Origin of the sequence: Belliella calami (genome assembly GCF_022549695.1) — a bacterium.
In the GTDB taxonomy this organism is placed as follows: Bacteria; Bacteroidota; Bacteroidia; order Cytophagales; family Cyclobacteriaceae; genus Belliella; species Belliella calami.
Window position 1 is genome coordinate 242,302 of record NZ_JAKZGS010000001.1, and the last position, 21,414, is coordinate 263,715.

General features: G+C 39.4%; 16 protein-coding genes and 1 riboswitch. Of the genes, 14 read left to right on the plus strand and 2 right to left on the minus strand.

Features of this window, described 5'->3' with window-relative positions:
- Positions 1 to 66 precede the first annotated feature (66 nt).
- Together MM236_RS00930 and MM236_RS00935 are read right to left on the minus strand one after the other, a co-directional pair.
- The gene (locus MM236_RS00930; RefSeq protein ID WP_241273045.1) at positions 67 to 399 is read right to left on the minus strand and encodes a hypothetical protein; all 333 of its coding nucleotides are present in this window, start codon (positions 397 to 399) and stop codon (positions 67 to 69) included.
- A 567-nt stretch (positions 400 to 966) separates the two neighbouring features.
- Positions 967 to 1,467: a DUF6169 family protein gene (locus tag MM236_RS00935; protein WP_241273046.1), complete on the minus strand. Its 501-nt coding sequence runs from the start codon at positions 1,465 to 1,467 to the stop codon at positions 967 to 969.
- 767 nt (positions 1,468 to 2,234) lie between these two features.
- On the opposite strand from MM236_RS00935, the gene MM236_RS00940 reads away from it, so the two are divergent.
- The 14 genes from MM236_RS00940 (at position 2,235) to moeB (ending at position 21,165) form a co-directional block, all read left to right on the plus strand.
- A complete protein-coding gene (locus MM236_RS00940; RefSeq protein WP_241273047.1) occupies positions 2,235 to 3,065 on the plus strand; it encodes an ABC transporter permease in 831 nt (276 codons plus the stop codon).
- Positions 3,066 to 4,335: 1,270 nt separating this feature from the next.
- Positions 4,336 to 7,566 (plus strand): S41 family peptidase, encoded by a 3,231-nt coding sequence (locus MM236_RS00945; RefSeq protein WP_241273048.1) that lies wholly within the window; start codon positions 4,336 to 4,338, stop codon positions 7,564 to 7,566.
- Between the two features lie 422 nt (positions 7,567 to 7,988).
- Complete coding sequence (locus MM236_RS00950; RefSeq protein WP_241273049.1) at positions 7,989 to 8,795, plus strand: SDR family oxidoreductase; 807 nt, start codon at positions 7,989 to 7,991, stop codon at positions 8,793 to 8,795.
- A gap of 33 nt (positions 8,796 to 8,828) precedes the next feature.
- Positions 8,829 to 9,797, plus strand: a complete 969-nt coding sequence (gene hutG / locus MM236_RS00955; RefSeq protein WP_241273050.1) for a formimidoylglutamase — start codon at positions 8,829 to 8,831, stop codon at positions 9,795 to 9,797.
- 48 nt (positions 9,798 to 9,845) lie between these two features.
- Positions 9,846 to 12,476: a valine--tRNA ligase gene (locus MM236_RS00960; protein WP_241273051.1), complete on the plus strand. Its 2,631-nt coding sequence runs from the start codon at positions 9,846 to 9,848 to the stop codon at positions 12,474 to 12,476.
- 210 nt (positions 12,477 to 12,686) lie between these two features.
- Complete coding sequence (locus MM236_RS00965) at positions 12,687 to 13,241, plus strand: Xre family toxin-antitoxin system antitoxin (protein ID WP_241273052.1); 555 nt, start codon at positions 12,687 to 12,689, stop codon at positions 13,239 to 13,241.
- The gene (locus MM236_RS00970) at positions 13,241 to 13,708 is read left to right on the plus strand and encodes an RES family NAD+ phosphorylase (RefSeq protein WP_241273053.1); all 468 of its coding nucleotides are present in this window, start codon (positions 13,241 to 13,243) and stop codon (positions 13,706 to 13,708) included. Before MM236_RS00965 ends, MM236_RS00970 begins: the two co-directional genes overlap by 1 nt.
- Before the next feature lie 178 nt (positions 13,709 to 13,886).
- Positions 13,887 to 13,979, plus strand: a riboswitch (TPP riboswitch).
- Between the two features lie 92 nt (positions 13,980 to 14,071).
- The gene (gene thiS, locus MM236_RS00975; protein ID WP_241273054.1) at positions 14,072 to 14,275 is read left to right on the plus strand and encodes a sulfur carrier protein ThiS; all 204 of its coding nucleotides are present in this window, start codon (positions 14,072 to 14,074) and stop codon (positions 14,273 to 14,275) included.
- Between the two features lie 12 nt (positions 14,276 to 14,287).
- Positions 14,288 to 16,168: a phosphomethylpyrimidine synthase ThiC gene (gene thiC, locus MM236_RS00980; RefSeq protein ID WP_241273055.1), complete on the plus strand. Its 1,881-nt coding sequence runs from the start codon at positions 14,288 to 14,290 to the stop codon at positions 16,166 to 16,168.
- 1 nt (position 16,169) lies between these two features.
- Positions 16,170 to 16,775 (plus strand): thiamine phosphate synthase, encoded by a 606-nt coding sequence (locus tag MM236_RS00985; protein WP_241273056.1) that lies wholly within the window; start codon positions 16,170 to 16,172, stop codon positions 16,773 to 16,775.
- 526 nt (positions 16,776 to 17,301) lie between these two features.
- The gene (locus tag MM236_RS00990; protein ID WP_241273057.1) at positions 17,302 to 17,952 is read left to right on the plus strand and encodes a thiamine phosphate synthase; all 651 of its coding nucleotides are present in this window, start codon (positions 17,302 to 17,304) and stop codon (positions 17,950 to 17,952) included.
- A 273-nt stretch (positions 17,953 to 18,225) separates the two neighbouring features.
- Complete coding sequence (locus tag MM236_RS00995) at positions 18,226 to 18,993, plus strand: thiazole synthase (RefSeq protein WP_241273058.1); 768 nt, start codon at positions 18,226 to 18,228, stop codon at positions 18,991 to 18,993.
- Positions 18,986 to 20,113: a 2-iminoacetate synthase ThiH gene (gene thiH / locus MM236_RS01000; RefSeq protein ID WP_241273059.1), complete on the plus strand. Its 1,128-nt coding sequence runs from the start codon at positions 18,986 to 18,988 to the stop codon at positions 20,111 to 20,113. The genes MM236_RS00995 and thiH overlap by 8 nt, the downstream gene beginning before the upstream one ends.
- On the plus strand, positions 20,113 to 21,165 hold the full coding sequence (moeB, locus tag MM236_RS01005; protein WP_241273060.1) for a HesA/MoeB/ThiF family protein: 1,053 nt from the start codon (positions 20,113 to 20,115) through the stop codon (positions 21,163 to 21,165). Before thiH ends, moeB begins: the two co-directional genes overlap by 1 nt.
- The last annotated feature ends 249 nt before the right edge of the window (positions 21,166 to 21,414 follow it).

Sequence of the window (21,414 nt, forward strand, 5' to 3'; positions counted from 1 at the left end):
TGAACGATTAACGTTGAACATGGATTATTTCTAAACTTCTAAACATTCAATTAATCTAAATAAAATTCAATATAGAAAACCGAATAGCCAGAGCGGGATTCTTTTATCATGTCCGTATTCAATAGTATCAATTGCATATATATCACAATTTGGATTGCTTTTTTTGTTTTTACCACCAACTTCCACCACCCAGCTTTTATCAATTAGAAAGTCGGAGTTTTTTGGAAGAGAGAGTTGATGTTCAGCACTAAGCTGATTTAGAAAAAAAGTCTCTCTTACATTACCTACATCAACATTTGAGCCCAAAGCAAAAGCAAGATTCGGATTGTTTAAATATATTTTTTCAGGTTTTTGCAAAAGGGAAATTCCTTCAACGTTTTGATGAAGTCCATAGATCAATCCACATTCTTCCAAAAAGTGTAAGTAAGTCAACAGCGTAGTCCTATTGATCCCAATTTTTTCACTAAGCTTTGATCCCACTTAATTTTCTTCATTATACTCCTCTGAAAACTCAAATCTGTTGTTTTCAAAAGTTTAAAATAAAGTTCAAAAAGAGATTCCATAAATTTTGTTTATTCCACTATACAAAAATAGTAATATTATGTTCATTAGACTATACAAAAAGAATCATTTTTTTAAGTAGTTAATCTGGAGGTTGACCATTAAGACTTATGCGATGAATGCTTAACGGTTAACATGGATTTGGTTTATAGAGCGTTAAGCGTTAAGGGTTGAATCGTTAAGCGTTAAAACGTTGAATCCATTAACGTTGAACTAGGATTCCCCCTAAACTTCTAAACTCTTAACCCCCTAAACCTACCTTCAAAGACAATCTATTGATCCCCCAATTAACCATTAACTTAATCAACTGATAACACAATTAACGATTCCCCTACTCAACTGATTACCTAATTAACATTTAATGCGGCTTCTCTAATCAAGTAATACTGTTTTCAAACAAAACGTTTACTTTTCCTCGTTAAGAATTTTTTCTATTTGGCTATAAATTTTGATAAGTCTTTCAAAGTTTGGATTCTTAACATGAAACATAAAGGAAGTGTAGAGTACTTCAATTTCTATGTTGCTAGCATGAAATTTTATTTCATTATCAATTTTGACAATTACTTCCTTATGCTTTGAGTTATTGTACCACCTTTCAAAAATTGCATGTCTAACTTTGGCTTTTTGTTTTTCATCTGAACAAATAAAAACTAAAGAGTTTTCAGTTTTCTTGAAAAAGCCTTCAATAATATTTTCAATTGTTTTAGAAACTTTTGCATCAAATGGCTCAAGTTCATCACTTGCCTTTTCAATAACTAATTGAAAAACATTTGAAATATCCTCACCAGAGATCGAAGAAAAAGTGTTATCTACTAAAAATGCAACTCTATAAAGAATATTGTTTTTGGTTACAAAATTGTAGGTACTTGTGATCTTATCAAAAACGTAATTATAATGGTTTTGCAAACTTAATCCCTTGTTTCGTTAACTTTTGGATTGAAATTTTTCCTTTGATGTATAAGCGCACTGACTCTTTGTCAGTTATCATTTTAGAAACTGACCTAAGTATCTCTTCTTTTTTGATTTTTTCGTCTTTCATACAACGCAAATATACGATTTTTTTGTTATTTGGTGATTATGAATTAGTTCAATTAGATATTAAGTGATCAGTTGACTATTTATTTACTTTTTTTCTAAACCTCTAAACTCAAATCATCTAAGGGCATTGGGTGACTAAGTTAGCAGGGATTAGTCGATTAGTACACTAGCTCGTCACATCTGCCTAATTGTGCCTATCATACAGAATTCCGTGGTGAAGTGTTAAGCGTTAAAACGTTGAACGTTGAACCATTGACAATTAACGTTGAACTAGGATTTTCTCTAATCTCCTAAACCCTTAAACTTCTAACCCCCTAAACCTACCTTCAAAGACAATCTACTGATCCCCCAATCAACCATTAACTTAATTAACTGATAACTCAATTAACGATTTCCTTTCCCCACAGCTTCGCCCTTTCAGTCACAGGAAGTGCTTATCAAGATGATTGAGTAAAAAACTTACTCTTGAGTAACAAATTTACTCGGTTTGTTTAATTTTGCAAATCAATTACATAGCTTTGAAAAAATTAATTTGAGTAGTGCAAATCGAAGATCATGTGAATAAGAAATACACTTAATTTCATATACAAAATAATTCATTTTGAAGACAAAATTTCCTTAGATACAATCCTTGCATGAACACAGAAGCTAACAAAACAAAAATCATCCAAGCTACCAGTGGCTGGCAATTGATAGATTTCAAGGAACTCTGGAGATACAAAGATCTTTTGTATTTTCTGACCTTGAGAGGGATCAAAGCTCGCTATGCTCAATCGATTTTGGGTGTTAGTTGGGCGATTATCCAGCCTTTGTTTACCACTTTGGTGTTTACGGTAGTTTTTGGAGGTTTGGCAAAAGTGGACTCAGATGGCATGCCGTATATCTTGTTTTCGTATTTGGCACTATGGCCTTGGAATTACTTTTCTGGTACCTTGACAGAGTCCGCCAACAGCCTGATCCAAAATGCCAATATGATCACCAAGGTCTATTTTCCGAGAATGGTTTTGCCGCTTTCATCTATACTTTCTAAGCTTTTGGATTTTGTGATTGCCTTTGTGGTGGTGGTGGGATTGCTGATTTATTTCAAAGTCAGTCCAGGTTGGGGCTTGCTGTTTTTGCCAATATTGATCATACAGTTACTGATGACTTCTTTGGGGATTGGAATGTTTTTGTCAGCCATGGCTGTGAAGTATAGAGATGTAAAACACGCACTGACCTTCGTCATCCAACTCCTCCTTTACGCTGCACCAGTTGTCTATAGCACGAATGCTGTACCTGAGCAATATCAAAAATATTACATCCTCAATCCCATGGTCGGCGTGATCGAGGGTTTCAGAGCCGCCTTTCTCAACAGACCCATGCCTTGGGAATGGATCTGGCCTGGGAGTATCGTAGCTGTTGTATTTTTTGTATTCGGCATGTTCTACTTCCGAAGAATGGAAAGAATCTTTGCTGATGTGGCTTAGGGGAGATGTGAGATTTGAGATTTGAGACAAAGTGATCTTTGATATGCCGTGGTGTATCGAAGGATAAGCATAAATATGACTCGGTTGTGTGAAATCAGTTCGAGATTTCTCCTATGGTCGAAATGTCTCGTCCTGAAAATAGTTGACACTTTTTCTTACAATTAGTAGAGTTCAACCCGCTTCGGGGTTGTTGTTTCGCTCATCGACTTTGATCCCCGGATAGCAATCCGGGGCTATTCAAAGTTTAACCCCTTCGGGGTTGATCTCATCCCTGCTTCTGTCTCGCTTCTCCAAATGACCACTTAGTCACCTCGATCCCGAAAGCATTCAGGAGAAGCTTGTCCCTCAGAATTGCGGGGAGGTCTAGTTGTGGATTAAGGAGGCGAAGTATAAATATGACTCGGTTGTGTGAATTCAGTGCGAGATTTCTCTCTTGCCTCCCTAAAGTGAGGTAAAGTCGAAATGACCACTAAGTCACCTCGATCTCAGGAGAGGTCTAGTTGTGGATTAAGGAGACGAAGCATAAATATGACTCGGTTGTGTGAAATCAGTTCGAGATTTCTCCTTATGGTCGAAATGTCTCGTCCTGAAAATAGTTGACACTTTTTCTTACAATTAGTAGAGTTCAACCCGCTTCGGGGTTGTTGTTTCGCTCATCGACTTTGATCCCCGGATAGCAATCCGGGGCTATTCTAAGTTTAACCACTTCGTGGTTGATCTCATCCCTGCTTCTGTCTCGCTTCTCCAAATGACCACTTAGTCACCTCGATCCCGAAAGCATTCAGGAGAAGCTTGTCCCGCAGAATTGCGGGGAGGTCTAGTTGTGGATTAAGGAGATGAAGTATAAAAATGACGCAGTTGTGTGAATTCAGTGCGAGATTTCTCTCTTGCCTCCCTAAAGTGAGGTAAAGTCGAAATGACCACTAAGTCACCTGGATCTCAGGAGAGGTCTAGTTGTAGATTAAGGAGATGAAGTATAAATATGACGCAGTTGTGTGAATTCAGTGCGAGATTTCTCCTTATAGTCGAAATGACCAATACACTTGCTAAACCCAACTTTTCAACTTTCAAACCTTCCAACCTTTAAACCCAATTTTAAAATCTTCCAATCTTTGATCTAAAATCTTAAATTCTCCCCCCTCCCCCTTTTCTACCACTCAATGAAAAGTGCATTTAATTTATCCTAAGTTTTTTTACATTGTATTCTTAAATAAATCGGACATCACAATTTCCAATCACTATAAGCATTTCACTAACAAAATTTCTATATATGAAACTAAAACATATACTGATCGCTGTCATATTTTTGACGGCAAGCAACTTACTTTGGGCACAAGAAAACCAAGGTTATTACATGGAGCCAGCTATCCACAATGATCTGATTGTCTTTGTCTCGGAAGGTGATCTTTGGAAAGTATCCCGAGCAGGTGGTGAGGCGAGCAGATTGACCACACATGCCGGTGATGAAAGGACTCCGAAAATTTCCCCTGACGGAAAATGGGTTGCTTATGCAGCTTCTTACGAAGGCCCTACAGAAGTTTACATCATGCCTATCTCAGGTGGAATACCAAAAAGGTTCACCTTCGAAGCAGCCGCATCTGTACCAACAGCCTGGAAGTCTCCTACAGAATTGGCTTATGTCACCAACCAATATTCTACTTTACCTAGACTACAAACAGTCACCATTGACATCAATTCTGGACAAAAAAACATCCTTCCTCTTGAGATGGCTGCCGAAGGTAGTTTTTCTGAAGATGGTAATTCATATTTTTTCGTCAGACCGACATTTCACAACAACGTGACCAAAAGATATGAAGGTGGCACTGCCAGACAAGTGTGGAAATACACAGATGGCGCACAGGAAGCAGTGAAACTCACCAAAAATTACAAGGGCGAAGACTATCATCCTACCTATCATCAGGGACGTGTTTACTTTCTTTCTTCCCGTGACGGCATAGTCAATGTCTGGTCAATGAATGAAAATGGCGATGACCTCAAGCAGCATACCAAACAAGAAACCTATGATGTAAGGGAAGCATCTTACCATGGTGATCTGATCGCCTACAGAGTTGGGGCAGATTTGCATACATTCAACATCAAAGAAGGTTCTGACAAAAAATTGGCTATACAGCTCAATTCTGATTTTGATCACTTGCGTGAAAAATGGATCAAAAATCCTGAGAGCTATATCACAGGGATTTCTGTCAGCAATGATGGAAAAGAAGTAGCTTTTACAGCGAGGGGAAGAAGTTTTGTCATTCCGGCGAAAGAAGGTCGGACAGTGAGGCTTGACAGAAAAGATGGCGTGCGGTTCAGGGATATTGTATTTTCTCCAGATGGGAAAAATGTATATGTATTTTCGGACGAATCTGGTGAATTTGAGATCCATCAATACGATCCAAAAGGTCTCAGCGATGGCAAACAAATCTCCAAGGATGGGACTACATTGAAGTTTAATTTGACTCCTTCTCCAGATGGTAAAAAATTAGCATTTACTGATCTTAATAGAGATTTGTGGGTATTCGATATCGCATCTGGAAGCAGCACCAAAGCGTCCACCAATCGAGAAGGCGTCAGCGGGATCGCTTGGTCACCAGACAGTCAATGGATCGCTTTTTCACAATCAGCTTCTAATACTTTCAATCAAATTTTCGCTTTTCAAATCAACTCAAAAAAACACATAGCCATCACATCTGATTGGGCCAATAGTGTCAATCCACAATGGAGCCCTGATGGGAATTGGATCTATTATCTTTCTGACAGGAATTTCGAATCACGTGTCGGCTCACCATGGGGAACCCGTCAGCCAGAACCCTATTGGGAAAAGCAGATGAAAATCTACCATATTTCCCTAAAGAAGGGGATTGTTTCTCCATTTCACTACAATCATGAATTGAAAAAAGAGGAGAAGAAAGATGATAAAAAGGCAGAAGGTGAAGTAAAAGTCACTATCGAGGAAGAAGGATTGATGCAGCGCTTAAGAGAAGTGCCTGTTCCTGCCGGAAATTATAGAAGTTTGGTGGTGACGGATAAAGCGCTGTACTACTTAAATGATGCCACAGGAGATGGGAAAAATGCCATCACGATGACACCAATTGATTCCAAAGCTGAACAGAAAACATTTATAGAAAATGTAAGGAGATTTGTCACTTCGGAAAACAACAAATACATGTTGGTCACAGTAGGAAGCAGTCACCACATCGTAGAAATCAAAACTTCCCCTATCAGTAATTTGACAGATATGAAATTGGATTTGAGCAAATGGAATTTTTCCATAGATCCAAAAGAAGACTGGAAACAGCTATATACAGATGCTTGGAGAATGGAGCGAGATTACTACTACGACCCAAATATGCATGGAGTAGATTGGGACAAAATGTACACCAAATACCTTCCTTTGGCAGAAAGAGTAACCACAAGGGCTGAGCTTTCAGATGTATTGGGAGAATTGATCGGTGAGTTGAGCGTGTTGCACACAAGTGTAGGTGGTGGAGATTTGAGAAGAGGAGACGACCAGATCAATCTTGGTCTTTTGGGAGCGAGACTGTCAAAAAATGAAAGCCGAAAAGGATTCCAGATAGACTATATCTACCAAAGTGATCCTGATTACCCTACAGAAATGTCACCACTCTCCCACCCTGACATCATGATCAACAAAGGTGACATCATCACCCATGTAGATGGAGAGGCCGTAATTTCTGCTACTGATATCAATTATTTCCTTCGGGACAAAGCTGGAAAGCAAGTACGCCTATCCCTTGTGTCTGAAAATGGCTCGAGCCTTGATGATCGAATAGTTATTCCAATGAGTTCCTATGCAGAGTCCAATTTGAGATACAATGATTGGGAATATACTAGGCGATTGGAGGCAGACAAGGCTTCCGATGGAGATATTGGCTATGTCCATCTAAGGGCAATGACAGCTAGCGATATCAACCAGTGGTACAGGGACTTTTACCCACAGTATAAGAAATCGGGATTGATCATTGACGTAAGAAATAATAGAGGAGGAAACATTGACAGTTTCATCTTGGAGAAATTGATGCGAGAAGCCTTTTTCTATTGGAAAAACAGAGAAGGCGAGCCATACTGGAACATGCAATATGCTTTCCGTGGACACCTTGTATTATTGGTGGATGAATTCACCGCTTCGGATGGAGAAGCATTTGCCGAAGGCTTCAAAAGACTCAAGCTAGGCCAATCCATAGGAGCAAGAACCTGGGGCGGGGAAGTTTGGCTATCCGGCTCAAACACCTTGACAGACAATGGAGTAGCTAGAGCACCAATGATGGGTGTGTATGGAGAAGAAGGAGAATGGCTGATCGAGGGAGAAGGCTTCATCCCTGACATCGAAGTGATCAATTTGCCAAAAGCATCATTTGAAGGAAAAGACGCCCAGCTAGAAGCAGCAATCGAACACCTAAAAGTTCTCATCAAAAAAGACCCAAGACCAGTCCCAAGCCCACCAGCTTATCCTGACAAATCGTTTAAGAATAATTGATTGGCATGGAGAATGAAAAAAAACCTTCGAGGTCTGGAAAAAGACCTCAAAGGTTCGTGATACTAACCTTTGGGGTTTCAAAAAACCCCGAAGGTTTTGATTAGCCAGTGACTATTTTCCAGTTCGGGAAAGAAAAACCTTCGAGGTCTGGAAAAAGACCTCAAAGGTTGGTGATACTAACCTTTGGGGTTTCCAAAAACCCCGAAGGTTGAGGTGGTCCAAACCTTTGGGGTTTCCAAAAACCCCGAAGGTTTTGATTAGCTAGTTGACTATTTTCCAGTTCGGGACAAAAAACCTTCGAGGTCTGGAAAAAGACCTCAAAGGTTTCTCGTTCGGGACAGAAAAACCTTCGAGGTTTGAAAAAAACCTCAAAGGTTGAGGTGGGCCAAACTTTTGTACCTATGTGGTTAAAATTAAAAACAATGAATTCACTAAAAAACAAAAAAGTACTGATCACAGGAGGAGCTTCGGGTATTGGGAGGATTATGGGAAGGATCGTTTTGGGAAAAGGAGCTGAATTGATCATTTGGGATATCAATCTTGAGAACTTGAACAATACGGTTAATGAGCTTTCAAAAATTGGAAAAACCTCAGGTTACCAAGTAGATATATCTAAGCTTGAAGAAATCAAATCCACAGCAGAAGAAACAAAAACCATCCACGGGAAAATTGATATCCTCATTAACAATGCTGGAATAATAGTTGGGAAATATTTTACCGAGCATACCTATAGAGATATCCAAACCACCATGGATATCAATACTTTGGCACCAATGTATATCACCAATGAATTTTTGCCAGGTATGATAGAAGCAAACTCTGGCCATATTTGCAATATCGCTTCATCTGCTGGATTTATTTCCAACCCAAAAATGTCGGTCTATGCTGCCAGCAAGTGGGCGATGATCGGTTGGTCGGATAGTCTGAGATTGGAAATGAAACAGCAAAAGAAAAATATTGGTGTAACTACAGTCACTCCCTATTACATCAGTACAGGTATGTTTGATGGGGTAAAATCCTTGGTTCCCATCTTAAATCCAGAGAAAGTGGCAAAGAAAATCATCAAAGCCATTGAATCGAACAGAATAATCTTGAGCATGCCTTGGAGCATGAGATTTGTTAGATTCTTTCAAGGAATATTCCCAATCTGGCTATTTGATTGGTTTGTCGGAAAAATTTTGGGAGTATATCACACCATGGATCAGTTTACAGGAAGGAAAGAAAAATAAAGTGAAATTTGATTCCTTTTAAATCCCAAACACATGAATAACCACAAGAGTACAGCACAATACAACTGGAAAGGAAGACCTAGCGAAACTATACAATATTGGCATCAGCAAGTGAGATGTATTGATGATTTGTCCATTCAAGACCTCAATCCCAAGAAGAAAATTGGGCTATTGGGTTATGCTGTAGATGAAGGAGTAAGGAGAAACCAAGGTCGTGTTGGTGCAGGTGCAGGACCAGATTCTATCAGGAAAGTCATGGGACCTATGGCATACCACTTACCAAAAAATCTAAACATTTTGGATTATGGAGATATTTTTGGTGAAGGAAGCAGCCTAGAAGAATTGCAAAAATCAACAGAAGAAAATATCACAAAACTTCTGGAAACGAATCATTTCCCAGTAATCCTTGGAGGTGGTCATGACCTTGCTTTTCCACATGGCATGGCGGCATTACAATTCACTGCCGCCAAAAATGAAACACTTGGCATCATCAATCTCGATGCACACTTTGATCTAAGAGAACTCAATAATGGTCAAGGGCATTCAGGCTCCCCATTTCTCCAAATTTTAAATTCCACCAAAGCCCAAAACAAAAAGTGTGAATATCTCTGTCTTGGTATCCAAAGAGCTGCAAACCCTTCTTCTCTTTTTGAAACTGCAAAAACCACGGGTTCATGGTGGATGGAAAGTGAAGATTGTACTTTAGAAAATTGGAGTTCTGTTAAAAACACCCTCGATTCATTTCTTTCGAAAGTAAATAAAATTTACCTCAGCATTGATTTGGATGGTTTTTCTTCCGCCTATACTCCTGGTGTAAGCGCCCCATCCCCTATGGGATTTAGTCCTGACTTTGCCTTGAAAGTTTTGGAATACTTGGCAAAGAGCAAAAAACTGCTCACTATGGATGTGGTAGAGCTCAATCCTGCTTATGACAATGACCACAGTACGGCCAAGTTGGCAGCTAGATGTATCGAATTTACATTGAGAAAGCTGTGGGAGTAGAATATTTCTCGTATTTTTGCGCCTTCAAGTTTCAATAAGTTCTAAAATATGTCATTAGCTACAAAATACAATCCTGAAGCAGCAGAGTCAAAATGGTATGCCTACTGGATGGAAAACAAATTTTTCTCCTCCATGGTAGATCATACAAAAGAACCATATACCATCGTCATCCCTCCACCGAATGTCACAGGAGTGTTGCATATGGGACATATGCTCAACAATACCATTCAGGATGTATTGGTTCGCAAGGCAAGAATGGAAGGCAAAAATGCCTGTTGGGTACCGGGCACCGACCATGCTTCTATTGCAACGGAAGCAAAAGTAGTAGCGATGCTCAAAGATAGAGGCATTGACAAAAAATCCATTTCACGAGAGGAATTTCTCAAGTATGCCTACGAGTGGAAAGAGAAATATGGAGGAATCATCTTGGAGCAATTGAAGAAATTGGGCGCTTCCTGTGATTGGGACAGAACCAAATTCACCATGGATGCTGACTTGAGTGAAGCTGTGATTTCTGTTTTTATTGACCTTTACAACAAAGGAAAAATCTACAGAGGAATCCGTATGGTCAACTGGGATCCACAGGGAAAAACAGCCTTGTCGGATGATGAGGTAATCATGAAAGAAATCCAATCCAAGCTGTACTATATCAAGTATCAAATCGAAGGAAGCGAAGATTTCTTGACCATCGCTACTACCCGACCAGAGACAATCATGGCCGATGTAGCGATCTGCATCAACCCAAATGATCCTAGATTCACACACCTCAAAGGTAAAAAAGCCATCATTCCATTGATCAATCGTGCAATCCCTATCATTGAGGATGAATATGTTGACATGGAATTTGGTACAGGTTGCCTGAAAGTGACTCCTGCCCATGACATTAATGATTACGAATTGGGTATCAAGCACAAGCTTGAGGTCATTGACATCCTAAACGATAATGGTACACTCAATGAAAAAGCCCAGATTCTTGTAGGTGAGGACAGATTCATCGCTAGAAAAAGAATCGGGAAAATGCTGGACGAAGCAGGTCAGTTGGATAAAATTGAAGAATACAAGTCCAATGTAGGCCATTCGGAGAGAACAGATGCTGTAGTAGAGCCAAAGCTTTCTTTGCAGTGGTTTTTGAAAATGGAAGACATCACCAAGCCAGCTTTGAGTTCGGTGATGGAAGACGTAATCCAATTGCATCCACCAAAATTCAAGAACATGTACCGCTCTTGGATGGAAAATGTAAGGGATTGGTGTATTTCTCGTCAACTTTGGTGGGGACATCAGATTCCTGCCTACTACCTTCCAAATGGTGAATTCGTAGTCGCCAAAACAAAAGAAGAGGCAGTTCAGATTGCCAATGAAAAATTTGGAACAGCATACAAATTAGACGACCTTACCCAAGATGAAGATGTACTTGATACATGGTTCTCTTCTTGGTTATGGCCTATATCTGTGTTTGATTCCGAGGTTTTCAAAACTGGTGAGAAAAATGAAGATTTGAAATATTACTATCCAACCAATGACTTGGTAACTGCACCGGAGATCTTGTTCTTCTGGGTAGCCAGGATGATCATAGCTGGATATGAATATACAGGTGAAAAACCATTCAAAAATGTTTATCTCACAGGTATCGTAAGAGATAAGCAAGGTAGAAAAATGTCCAAATCCTTGGGCAATTCACCAGACCCATTGGAATTGATCAAGCAGTATGGAGCTGATGGGGTTCGTACGGGAATGCTCTTCTCCTCCCCTGCCGGAAATGATCTTCCTTTTGATGAGAAACTGGTAGAACAGGGACGTAATTTCTCCAACAAAATCTGGAATGCATACCGATTGGTGAGTGGCTGGGAAATTGATCCCAACCTTTCAGGGGAAAGCAATCAAGCATCAATAACTTGGTTCGAAAACCGTTTCAATGAAGGCTTGACAGAGATCGAGGATCATTTTGAGAAATTCAGAATTTCGGATGCATTGATGGCTACTTATAAATTGGTTTGGGATGATTTCTGTTCTTGGTACTTAGAGATGATCAAACCTGCCTATCAAGCACCAATCGATGCCGCTACACATGCCAAAACAATCGAATTCTTTGAGGATATTTTGAGGATATTACATCCATTTATGCCATTCTTGACAGAAGAACTTTGGCATCAAATCAAAGAAAGAAATACGAGTGAAGCATTGATTATCTCAGCTTGGCCAAATGCAAAAGCTTATGACAGTCAAATAATTACTGAAGCATCTCAAGTATTTGATATCGTTTCGCAAGTAAGAAATATCAGGGCATCCAAGGGGATTTCACCAAAAGAAACTTTCTCTTTGACTATCAAAACCAAGCAAGCTGAACTTTATGGAAGGTTCGATGCGGTATTGAAAAAGTTGGCAAATTTGGAAGATGTTTCATTCGGTGACTCACTTGAAAATGCCGTGAGCTTCGTGGTAAAATCAGATGAGTGCTTCATCCCAATGGAAGGACAAGTCAATCCAGAGGAAGAAAGAGAAAACATCAGCAAAGATTTAGCTTATACCAAAGGATTTTTGAATTCTGTGATGAAAAAACTCAGCAACGAGCGATTTGTTGCAGGAGCACCTGCGGCAGTTATAGAAAACGAAAGGAAAAAGCAAGCCGATGCGGAAGCCAAAATCAAGACACTTGAAGAAGCTTTGGCAAAGTTGGGTTGATTGTAAGTAAAAAGGCCTTTGGGAATTATCTATTTTGTATTTGAGATAATTCCCAAAGGTTTTCTGAAATTCTGTTTTTTTAAGATTTTTGATGGTTAAATCACATTGAATGTTCTTAGTTTGGGAAATTCCATTTCCTTAAATAATTCTTGAGGGCGCTTATATAAATAAACAATTTTGTTGTATATTAGTAGCAAAACAGCTATCATTATGACTGAAAAACAAAATATTTTTGACCCAAAAAAAGGAATTCAGGAGGCTAAAAAAAGCCGTTCTGTCGCAAAAAAGCATACTTCTCGAAAAACTAGAGGAACATCTTCTAAATCAAAGTCAATTGATAGATATAATTCATGGAAACTAGATTTGCCAAAAGGAGAAGTGATTTGGGGCAATAATATGGAAAGAGTTGATCTTATTCGCAAAGGCCTTCCATTTGAGTCTGTAGAGGCCATTAGTTCAAAGGCAAACATTTCCATTAAACAAGTGCTAAATGTCATGGATATGGCTCAAACAACTTATAATAAGAAGAAAAAAGATCAAGATAAATTAAGTGGAAGAGATAGTGAATTAATCCTAGTTCTAGCTGAACTCTTGGATTTTGGATTGGAAGTATTCAATAATGAAAAAGATAAATTTCACAGTTGGTTAAAAAGACCAAACACTTCCCTTGGTGGAGCTAGCCCTGAAAGCTTGTTTGACTCTCTTACTGGAATTCAGGAAGTCAAAAATAGTCTCAACAGAATTGAATATGGTAATTTTGCCTAATGAAAGTATTCCGAATTGAAAGAGAGAGGTATCTCAGTAGTACTTTAAAAGGTCTGGGAGCGGCAAAATCTGAAGGTTTTAGATGGAATAGTCTTTACACCTCTATGGTTTATACTTCAGAATCGAGAGCTTTAGCAATGTTAGAAGTCTCTGTTCATTTAAATATGACGGAAGAATTGCCAAATGACAGATATATTGTCGAAATAGAGATCCCGGAAAATGTAAAAATATTAGATCTAAGATTAAAAGATCTCCCAAAAAATTGGGATTCTAAACCTCCAATTTTGGAAACCCAATATATTGGTGATGATTTTATTAACAGCAATTTAGCTGCAGTTTTGAAAGTCCCTTCAAGTATTATTCCACAAGAATTTAATTATTTAATCAACCCTATCCATCCAGATATTGCAAAAATCAAGATTGTTTCAAAAAAGCAACTGAAATTTGATGAAAGATTAAGAAGGTGATTTTTAAAGTTTTTATAAAACAAACTAAAAGTATGTCCAAAAAGGGACCTAACCCTTACAAATTTATTATTTCTCCAAAAAAATATAACAATCGAATAGACGCAAACCAAATCTTGCGATTCTAATGAAGATTTAATTATTATCCCCTTGCTATTCCAATTTGTTTTCTATAGGTTTGAGATAACTTTAGGGGTGTCCTTCACGGACTGAGATCATACCCTACGAACCTGATGCAGTTAGTACTGCCGAAGGGAAAAGTGAAGAACTGCCCATTTATCCGTCGATGAATGGCATTTTCGTTTTTTTTGATCCGTTGTTTCGGGCCACTCCTGAAGTTATATGTTCAATCAAACAATTTCAAGGATGGATATTACCGTAAACAATGAACCGCTCCAAATTCCGGACTCTTGCTCTATCACAAAGTTACTTCAAGACCATGTTCAGCAAAAACCTGAAGGCATTGCCGTTGCTGTCAATCAATCTGTGATACCAAAATCAGAGTGGGAGAATACTTTCATTGCTTCTGGCGATACAATCATCCTTATCAAAGCTACACAAGGAGGATAAAACCATAAGCAAATGAAAACAGAACAAACACCAAACAACCAAACCATTTCCACCAGCCCATTTCCAGCTTCCACAAAAGTCTATTTGGATGGTGAACTTCATGCGATCAAAGTTCCCATGCGTAAAATCTCTCTACACGACACACAACCACACATCAAAGGCCTACCTGCTACCAAAAACCCTGCAGTCACTGTGTATGATACTAGCGGGCCATACACAGATCCATCATATCAAGTCAATCTTGAAAAAGGCTTGCCTAGGAATTTTGAAAAATGGATACTCCAAAGAAATGATGTCGAGTACCTTTCGGATATCAGTTCTGAATATGGTAAAAAAAGAAAAAATGACGACTCTCTAAATCCGATTCGATTCCCTAATCTTAACAAGCCTTTGAAAGCATTGCCAGGTAAAAACGTCTCACAGATGCACTATGCCAAACAGGGAATCATCACTCCGGAAATGGAATATGTTGCGATCCGAGAAAACCAGAGGATTGCGGAATTGGGAAAAAATGACATTGGTAACAAATGCCTACTCCACCAGCACGATGGCAATAGCTTTGGGGCAAACACACCGAAAAGCTTTATCACCCCTGAATTTGTCCGACAGGAAATCGCTTTGGGTCGTGCAGTAATCCCTGCAAATATCAATCACCCGGAAGTAGAACCGATGATCATCGGACGAAATTTCTTAGTAAAGATCAATGCCAACATTGGAAATTCCGCAGTAAGCTCCAACATTGAGGAAGAGGTTGAAAAGGCTGTTTGGGCATGCAGATGGGGAGCTGATACAATCATGGATCTTTCCACAGGAAAAAACATCCACGAAACCCGCGAATGGGTAATCAGAAATTCCCCTGTACCAATCGGCACTGTCCCAATCTATCAGGCTTTGGAAAAAGTAAATGGCAAAGCCGAAGACCTTACTTGGGAATTGTTCAGAGATACTTTGATAGAGCAGGCAGAACAAGGTGTCGATTATTTCACCATCCATGCGGGAGTTTTGCTCAGGTATGTTCCGCTTACGGCTAAAAGAATGACGGGAATCGTATCTCGTGGTGGTTCGATTATGGCAAAATGGTGTCTTTCCCACCACAAAGAGAACTTCCTCTATACACATTTCGAAGAGATCTGTGAAATCATGAAAGCCTACAATGTCACTTTCTCTTTGGGAGATGGCTTGAGGCCTGGAAGTATTGCCGATGCTAATGACGCAGCCCAGTTTGGCGAACTTGAAACTTTGGGTGAACTCACCAAAATAGCTTGGAAACATGATATCCAAACGATCATTGAAGGGCCTGGGCATGTGCCGATGCACTTGATCAAAGAAAATATGGACAAGCAACTTGCCCATTGTGGAGAAGCACCATTCTATACTTTGGGTCCATTGACCACAGACATTGCCCCAGGCTATGACCACATCACTTCAGCCATCGGAGCAGCCATGATTGGTTGGTACGGTACGGCTATGCTTTGCTATGTGACTCCAAAAGAACACTTGGGATTACCAAACAAAAAAGACGTCAAAGATGGTGTCATTACCTACAAAATAGCAGCCCATGCAGCAGATTTGGCAAAAGGACATCCAGGAGCTCAATACAGAGATAATGCATTGAGCAAGGCAAGGTTTGAATTCCGATGGGAAGACCAGTTCAACCTTTCACTCGATCCAGATACAGCCAAATCATTCCATGATGAAACACTTCCTGCTGAAGGTGCCAAGATCGCCCATTTCTGCTCTATGTGTGGCCCAAATTTCTGCTCCATGAAGATCACCCAAGATGTCAGAAAATATGCCGCTGAAAACGACCTAGAAGAAACCGAAGCTTTGGAAAAAGGAATGGAAGAAAAAGCCAAAGAATTTGCGGAAAAAGGAAACGAAATTTACCTGTAATTTGGAACTGATTGTCATTTCATCTCCCACGCCTGTTTCAAGTGAAGCCGAAAATATCAATCGACTCTTTGAAGCAGGTTTGGGGGTATTTCATCTACGCAAACCCAATAGCGATTTGGAATCGATGCATCAACTGATTTCCCATATTGATCCAAAATATCATGATCAGATTGCAATTCACCAGCATCATGATTTAGCTGCTGAATTTGGATTGAAAAGGTTACACTTCACAGAAACTGAACGGAACAAAACTCAAATTTCAGAATTATTAAAAATCAAGGATAGAGGAATGAAAATCAGCACTTCTATTCATGACATTTCTGCACTAAATGAATTGAGTCATTTCGATTATACTTTCTTCAGTCCTGTTTTTGACAGCATTTCCAAAGAGGGATATAAAAGTTCGGTTTCGGCAGATTTTGTTGTGGAAAAACCAAAAAACTCACCCAAAGTGATTGCTTTGGGAGGGATTCACCTGGGAAATATAGACTTGGTAAAATCCATGAATTTTGATGGCGCTGCGGTATTGGGAAGTATTTGGAATAAGGAAGAAAGCGAAAGAATCTATATTCTGAAAAAATTATTGAGAAAATCTTCAAAACAATGATAAAGTGAAATCAACGATTGCAAAACTTAAGTACTGGAATCAAAGATTAAACACAAACATCAAACAAAAGACGAAATATTGACTTTGCGAACTTTGTGCAACCTTAGTGGGCTTGGTGGTAAAAAAACTTAACCACAAGGGACACAATAGTTCCACAAAGGAGGACACCAAAACTTCAAACAAGGCATCAGCAAGAAAAACAAAGTTAAAAACCCCGAAGTGCCTGTCCCGAGAATAGGGAGATTAAACCTTGATTAATCTTTAAGGATAACCCCAATATTTAAAGTTATTGTAATGTCATCAACCACGATGGGGGTTAAATCTTGGCTACCCTAGAGCTGAAATCCAGAGATCAATGTAAATAATGTGTCTAACAACCCCGAAGGGGTTAAACCTTGATTAACCCCGGGTCGCAACCCGGGGATTAAAGTGGGCAGTAGCACCTACAACCCTAAAAGGGTTGAACTTAGTTTGCAAACCACCACAATCGCGCATCCATCAAAATCCAGTTTTACAGAATAAACCAATGAACAATACCATAAACAAACTCCAATACATCTCCCAAGAAAAACCTTTCAACTCCCACTTGGAAGCCATAGAAAATGTGCTTGAAGCAGGATGCAAATGGATTCAGTTGAGATTAAAAAACAAGTCTGAGCAGGAAGTCATTTCCATAGCAAGAGAAGCCAAGCGACTCTGTGAAAATCACCAAGCTGTCCTTATCATCAATGATTATGTAGAAATCGCAAAGGAAATAGATGCCGATGGTGTTCACATAGGACTCAATGATATGTCGGTAGCCGAAGCAAGGTTGATTTTAGGAGAAAACAAAATCATCGGTGCAACAGCAAATACCATCGACCATGTGAAAATGCATGCCCAATCTACCCCTGATTATATTGGTATCGGACCATTTAGATTTACCCAAACCAAGGAAAAGCTAAGTCCTATACTGGGTATTGATGGTTACCAAAAGATCTTGAATGAAATGAAACAGTTGAGATTAAATATTCCTGTTATCGCAGTCGGTGGGATTACTGACAATGATTTGCCTGAATTGATGAAAACAGGCATTCATGGAGTAGCCATCTCAGGCGATATCAATTATGCCATGGATCCAAGGCAAAAGATAGAGGAAATAAACCATCAGTTTTCTAACCCTACTATCCCAATTTAAAGCTATTGTGGTACTGACAGATGAGGCTTTTAGATCGGCTTTTTTCGTCTAAATCCTACAACAGTTCATCAGAGACTTAGTGCTCTTAGTGAAAAACTTGGTGCTCTTTGTGGTTATATTTTTACCACAAAGATCACCAAGTAAAAGCACCAAGTTCACAAAGAAAAAAACTAAAGGCGAAGGATTTTTCCCAAAATTGACACATTAATTTCCTTCTTATTCAGACTCAAATTTGATTTGGAGAACTGATTTGGACACAAAAAATAAAAAAACATGTTAAAAATAGGCAATACAACATTCAATTCCCGTCTTTTCACAGGGACTGGAAAATACAGTTCTTCCGAAGTTATGGAAAAATCCCTCCTGGCATCAGGCTCAGAGCTTGTTACAGTCGCTTTGAAAAGGGTGGATTTCAAAAACCAAGTTCAAGATGATCTTTTGACCAAACTCAACCACCCTCACATCAAGCTCCTTCCCAACACTTCCGGAGTCCGAAATGCCAAAGAAGCGATTTTCGCAGCACAATTGGCAAGAGAAGCATTGGAAACCAATTTGATCAAACTTGAGATCCATCCCGATCCGAAGTATTTGATGCCTGATCCGATAGAGACATTGATCGCTACAGAAGCATTGGCAAAGTTGGGATTCATCGTACTTCCATACATCCACGCTGACCCAGTCTTATGCAAAAGATTGGAAGAAGCTGGTACTGCTGTGGTGATGCCACTGGGCTCTCCTATTGGCAGCAACAAAGGTCTGAAAACAATCGATTTCCTTGAAATCATCATCGAGCAAAGCAATGTTCCTGTCATAGTAGATGCTGGAATTGGCGCTCCATCAGATGCAGCCAAAGCTATGGAGATTGGCGCAGATGCCGTTTTGGTCAACACTGCCATAGCCGTATCTCTCGATCCTGTCGCCATGGGATTGGCATTTAAAATGGCTGTAGAAGCAGGCAGAATGGCATTTGAGGCCAGGTTGGCACCAAAGCATACAGGTGCAGTAGCAAGTAGCCCACTAACTTCCTTCCTCGATGTCTAGTTTCAAAGATTTATTCAATACCTACTCTTGGGACGATGTAAAGGAGGGTATCTACAGCAAAACAGAAGCTGATGTCCTCCATGCCTTGCGATCACCCAAAAGAAATCTAGAAGATTTCAAAGCACTGATCTCTCCTGCAGCCGAACAATTTTTGGAGGAAATGGCCCAACTGAGTCAACAAATAAGCCAAAAAAGGTTTGGGAAGACTATGCAACTTTATGTCCCCCTTTACCTCTCCAATGAGTGCAATAACATCTGCACCTATTGTGGTTTTAGCTTTGACAATAAGGTCCGGAGAAAAACACTTACCGATAAGGAAATACTCCAAGAAGTGGAAACGATCAAGAAAATGGGGTATGATCATGTTCTATTGGTAACCGGTGAGGCAAATCAAACCGTTCATGTGGACTATTTTAAAAAAGCAATGGAACTAGTCAGTCCGAGTTTTTCCAATGTTTCATTGGAAGTTCAACCCTTAGAACAAGATGAATATGAAGCGTTGATTCCTTATGGGCTACATGCGGTATTGGTCTATCAAGAGACTTACCATCGGGAAGATTATAAAAAACATCATCCAAAAGGGAAAAAATCAAATTTCGATTACCGACTAGAAACACCCGACAGACTTGGCAAAGCTGGAATCCATAAAATGGGTCTTGGTGTGCTTATAGGTTTGGAAGATTGGAGAACAGATTCGTTTTTTACAGCATTGCATTTGTCTTACTTGGAAAAAACCTACTGGCAAAGCAAATACAGCATTTCCTTTCCTAGACTCAGACCATTCTCTGGCGGATTGGAACCTAAAGTTGCCATGAATGATAGAGAACTGGTACAATTGATCTGTGCCTACCGTATTTTCAACGAAGAAATTGAACTTTCTCTTTCGACTAGAGAATCCGAAACATTCCGAAACAATGTCCTTAAGCTTGGAATCACCTCCATGAGCGCAGGATCGAAAACCAACCCAGGCGGCTATGCAGTAGAACCTGAAGCTTTGGAGCAATTTGAGATTTCAGACGAAAGAAGTCCTGAAGAGATCGCGCAATTGATCAAGTCTCAAGGTTATGAACCTGTTTGGAAAGATTGGGACAGTGCCCTAAATCCAAAAGCAAATTACTGATGGAAGAATTGGAAATGAATCGCTATAGCAGGCAAATCATGTTGCCTGAATTTGGCTTGGCTAGTCAAGAAAAATTGAGAAATGCCAAAATTCTTGTAATTGGTGCAGGTGGATTGGGTTGTCCCATTCTCCAATACCTGACTGCAGGCGGAGTTGGCAAATTGGGGATCGTCGATAATGACAGGGTTGCCTTAAGCAACTTGCACAGACAAATCCTATACAATTCTAACGACATTGGCAAAGCTAAAGCAGATACAGCGGCAAAAAGACTCGCTGAACTCAACCCTTATGTCAAAACCAAAGTCTATGATGTCAGGCTGAATAATGAAAATGCCAAAGGAATCTTTGAAGGTTATGATTTGGTCATCGATGGCTCGGACAATTTCTTTACGAGATATCTGGTCAATGACACTTGTGTAGAAACAGGAATCCCATTGATTTTTGGATCAATATTGAAGTTTGAGGGACAGATTTCTGTTTTCAACTACCAAGACGGTCCTCAATACCGAGATTTATTTCCTGAGCCTCCACCTTCTGATGAAGTGCCAAATTGCTCAGAAATCGGGGTTATTGGGATTTTGCCAGGACTAATCGGAATGTATATGGCAAATGAGGTAATAAAAGTGATTTGTGGACTTGGAGAAACGCTCTCTGGAAAGCTAATGGTCATCAATACATTGACAAATCAAACCTCAGTTTTCAAAATCCAAAAAAGAAATCGAGAGAATATCATCAATAGTCCGGCTAACAAAGTCATTGATTATCCTGAAATGGATTATGCTACACTACAGTCAGCGATTGAAACTGATTCAGATGGAATTATAATCTTAGATGTTAGAGAAGAAAAGGAATTTAGTTCCAAAAATATAGGAGGAATCAATATTCCATTGGCTCAATTAGCAACACGAATCAAGGAACTTCCAAGAGATAAGAAACTTGTGGTTTGCTGCCAAAGCGGAATGCGAAGTAAATCAGCCGTCAATTATTTGAGGGAACATTACTCTGGTGAAATATTCAATCTTGCAGGGGGAATCTCATCAATTTCTTATTGAAAAACTATGTGGTTCAAATTTTAAAACCACATAGACACATAGGTCACAGAGAAAAAAACATAAGTCAAAAAGAAAAAAAAACTATGTGCAACTATGTAACTATGTGGTTCAAATTTTAAAACCACATAGACACATAGATCACAGAGAAAAATCATAAGTCCAAAAGAAAAAAAAACTATGTGCAACTATGTTACTATGTGGTTCAAATTATAAAAACCACATAGACACATAAATCACAGAGAAAAAAAC

Excerpts from the sequence above, each read along its gene's own strand:
- MM236_RS00940 (WP_241273047.1), top strand. The coding sequence starts at position 2,235 with ATGAACACAGAAGCTAACAAAACAAAAATCATCCAAGCTACCAGTGGC.
- MM236_RS00945 (WP_241273048.1), top strand. The coding sequence starts at position 4,336 with ATGAAACTAAAACATATACTGATCGCTGTCATATTTTTGACGGCAAGC.
- MM236_RS00950 (WP_241273049.1), top strand. The coding sequence starts at position 7,989 with ATGAATTCACTAAAAAACAAAAAAGTACTGATCACAGGAGGAGCTTCG.
- hutG (WP_241273050.1), top strand. The coding sequence starts at position 8,829 with ATGAATAACCACAAGAGTACAGCACAATACAACTGGAAAGGAAGACCT.
- MM236_RS00960 (WP_241273051.1), top strand. The coding sequence starts at position 9,846 with ATGTCATTAGCTACAAAATACAATCCTGAAGCAGCAGAGTCAAAATGG.
- MM236_RS00965 (WP_241273052.1), top strand. The coding sequence starts at position 12,687 with ATGACTGAAAAACAAAATATTTTTGACCCAAAAAAAGGAATTCAGGAG.
- MM236_RS00970 (WP_241273053.1), top strand. The coding sequence starts at position 13,241 with ATGAAAGTATTCCGAATTGAAAGAGAGAGGTATCTCAGTAGTACTTTA.
- thiS (WP_241273054.1), top strand. The coding sequence starts at position 14,072 with ATGGATATTACCGTAAACAATGAACCGCTCCAAATTCCGGACTCTTGC.
- thiC (WP_241273055.1), top strand. The coding sequence starts at position 14,288 with ATGAAAACAGAACAAACACCAAACAACCAAACCATTTCCACCAGCCCA.
- MM236_RS00990 (WP_241273057.1), top strand. The coding sequence starts at position 17,302 with ATGAACAATACCATAAACAAACTCCAATACATCTCCCAAGAAAAACCT.
- MM236_RS00995 (WP_241273058.1), top strand. The coding sequence starts at position 18,226 with ATGTTAAAAATAGGCAATACAACATTCAATTCCCGTCTTTTCACAGGG.
- thiH (WP_241273059.1), top strand. The coding sequence starts at position 18,986 with ATGTCTAGTTTCAAAGATTTATTCAATACCTACTCTTGGGACGATGTA.
- moeB (WP_241273060.1), top strand. The coding sequence starts at position 20,113 with ATGGAAGAATTGGAAATGAATCGCTATAGCAGGCAAATCATGTTGCCT.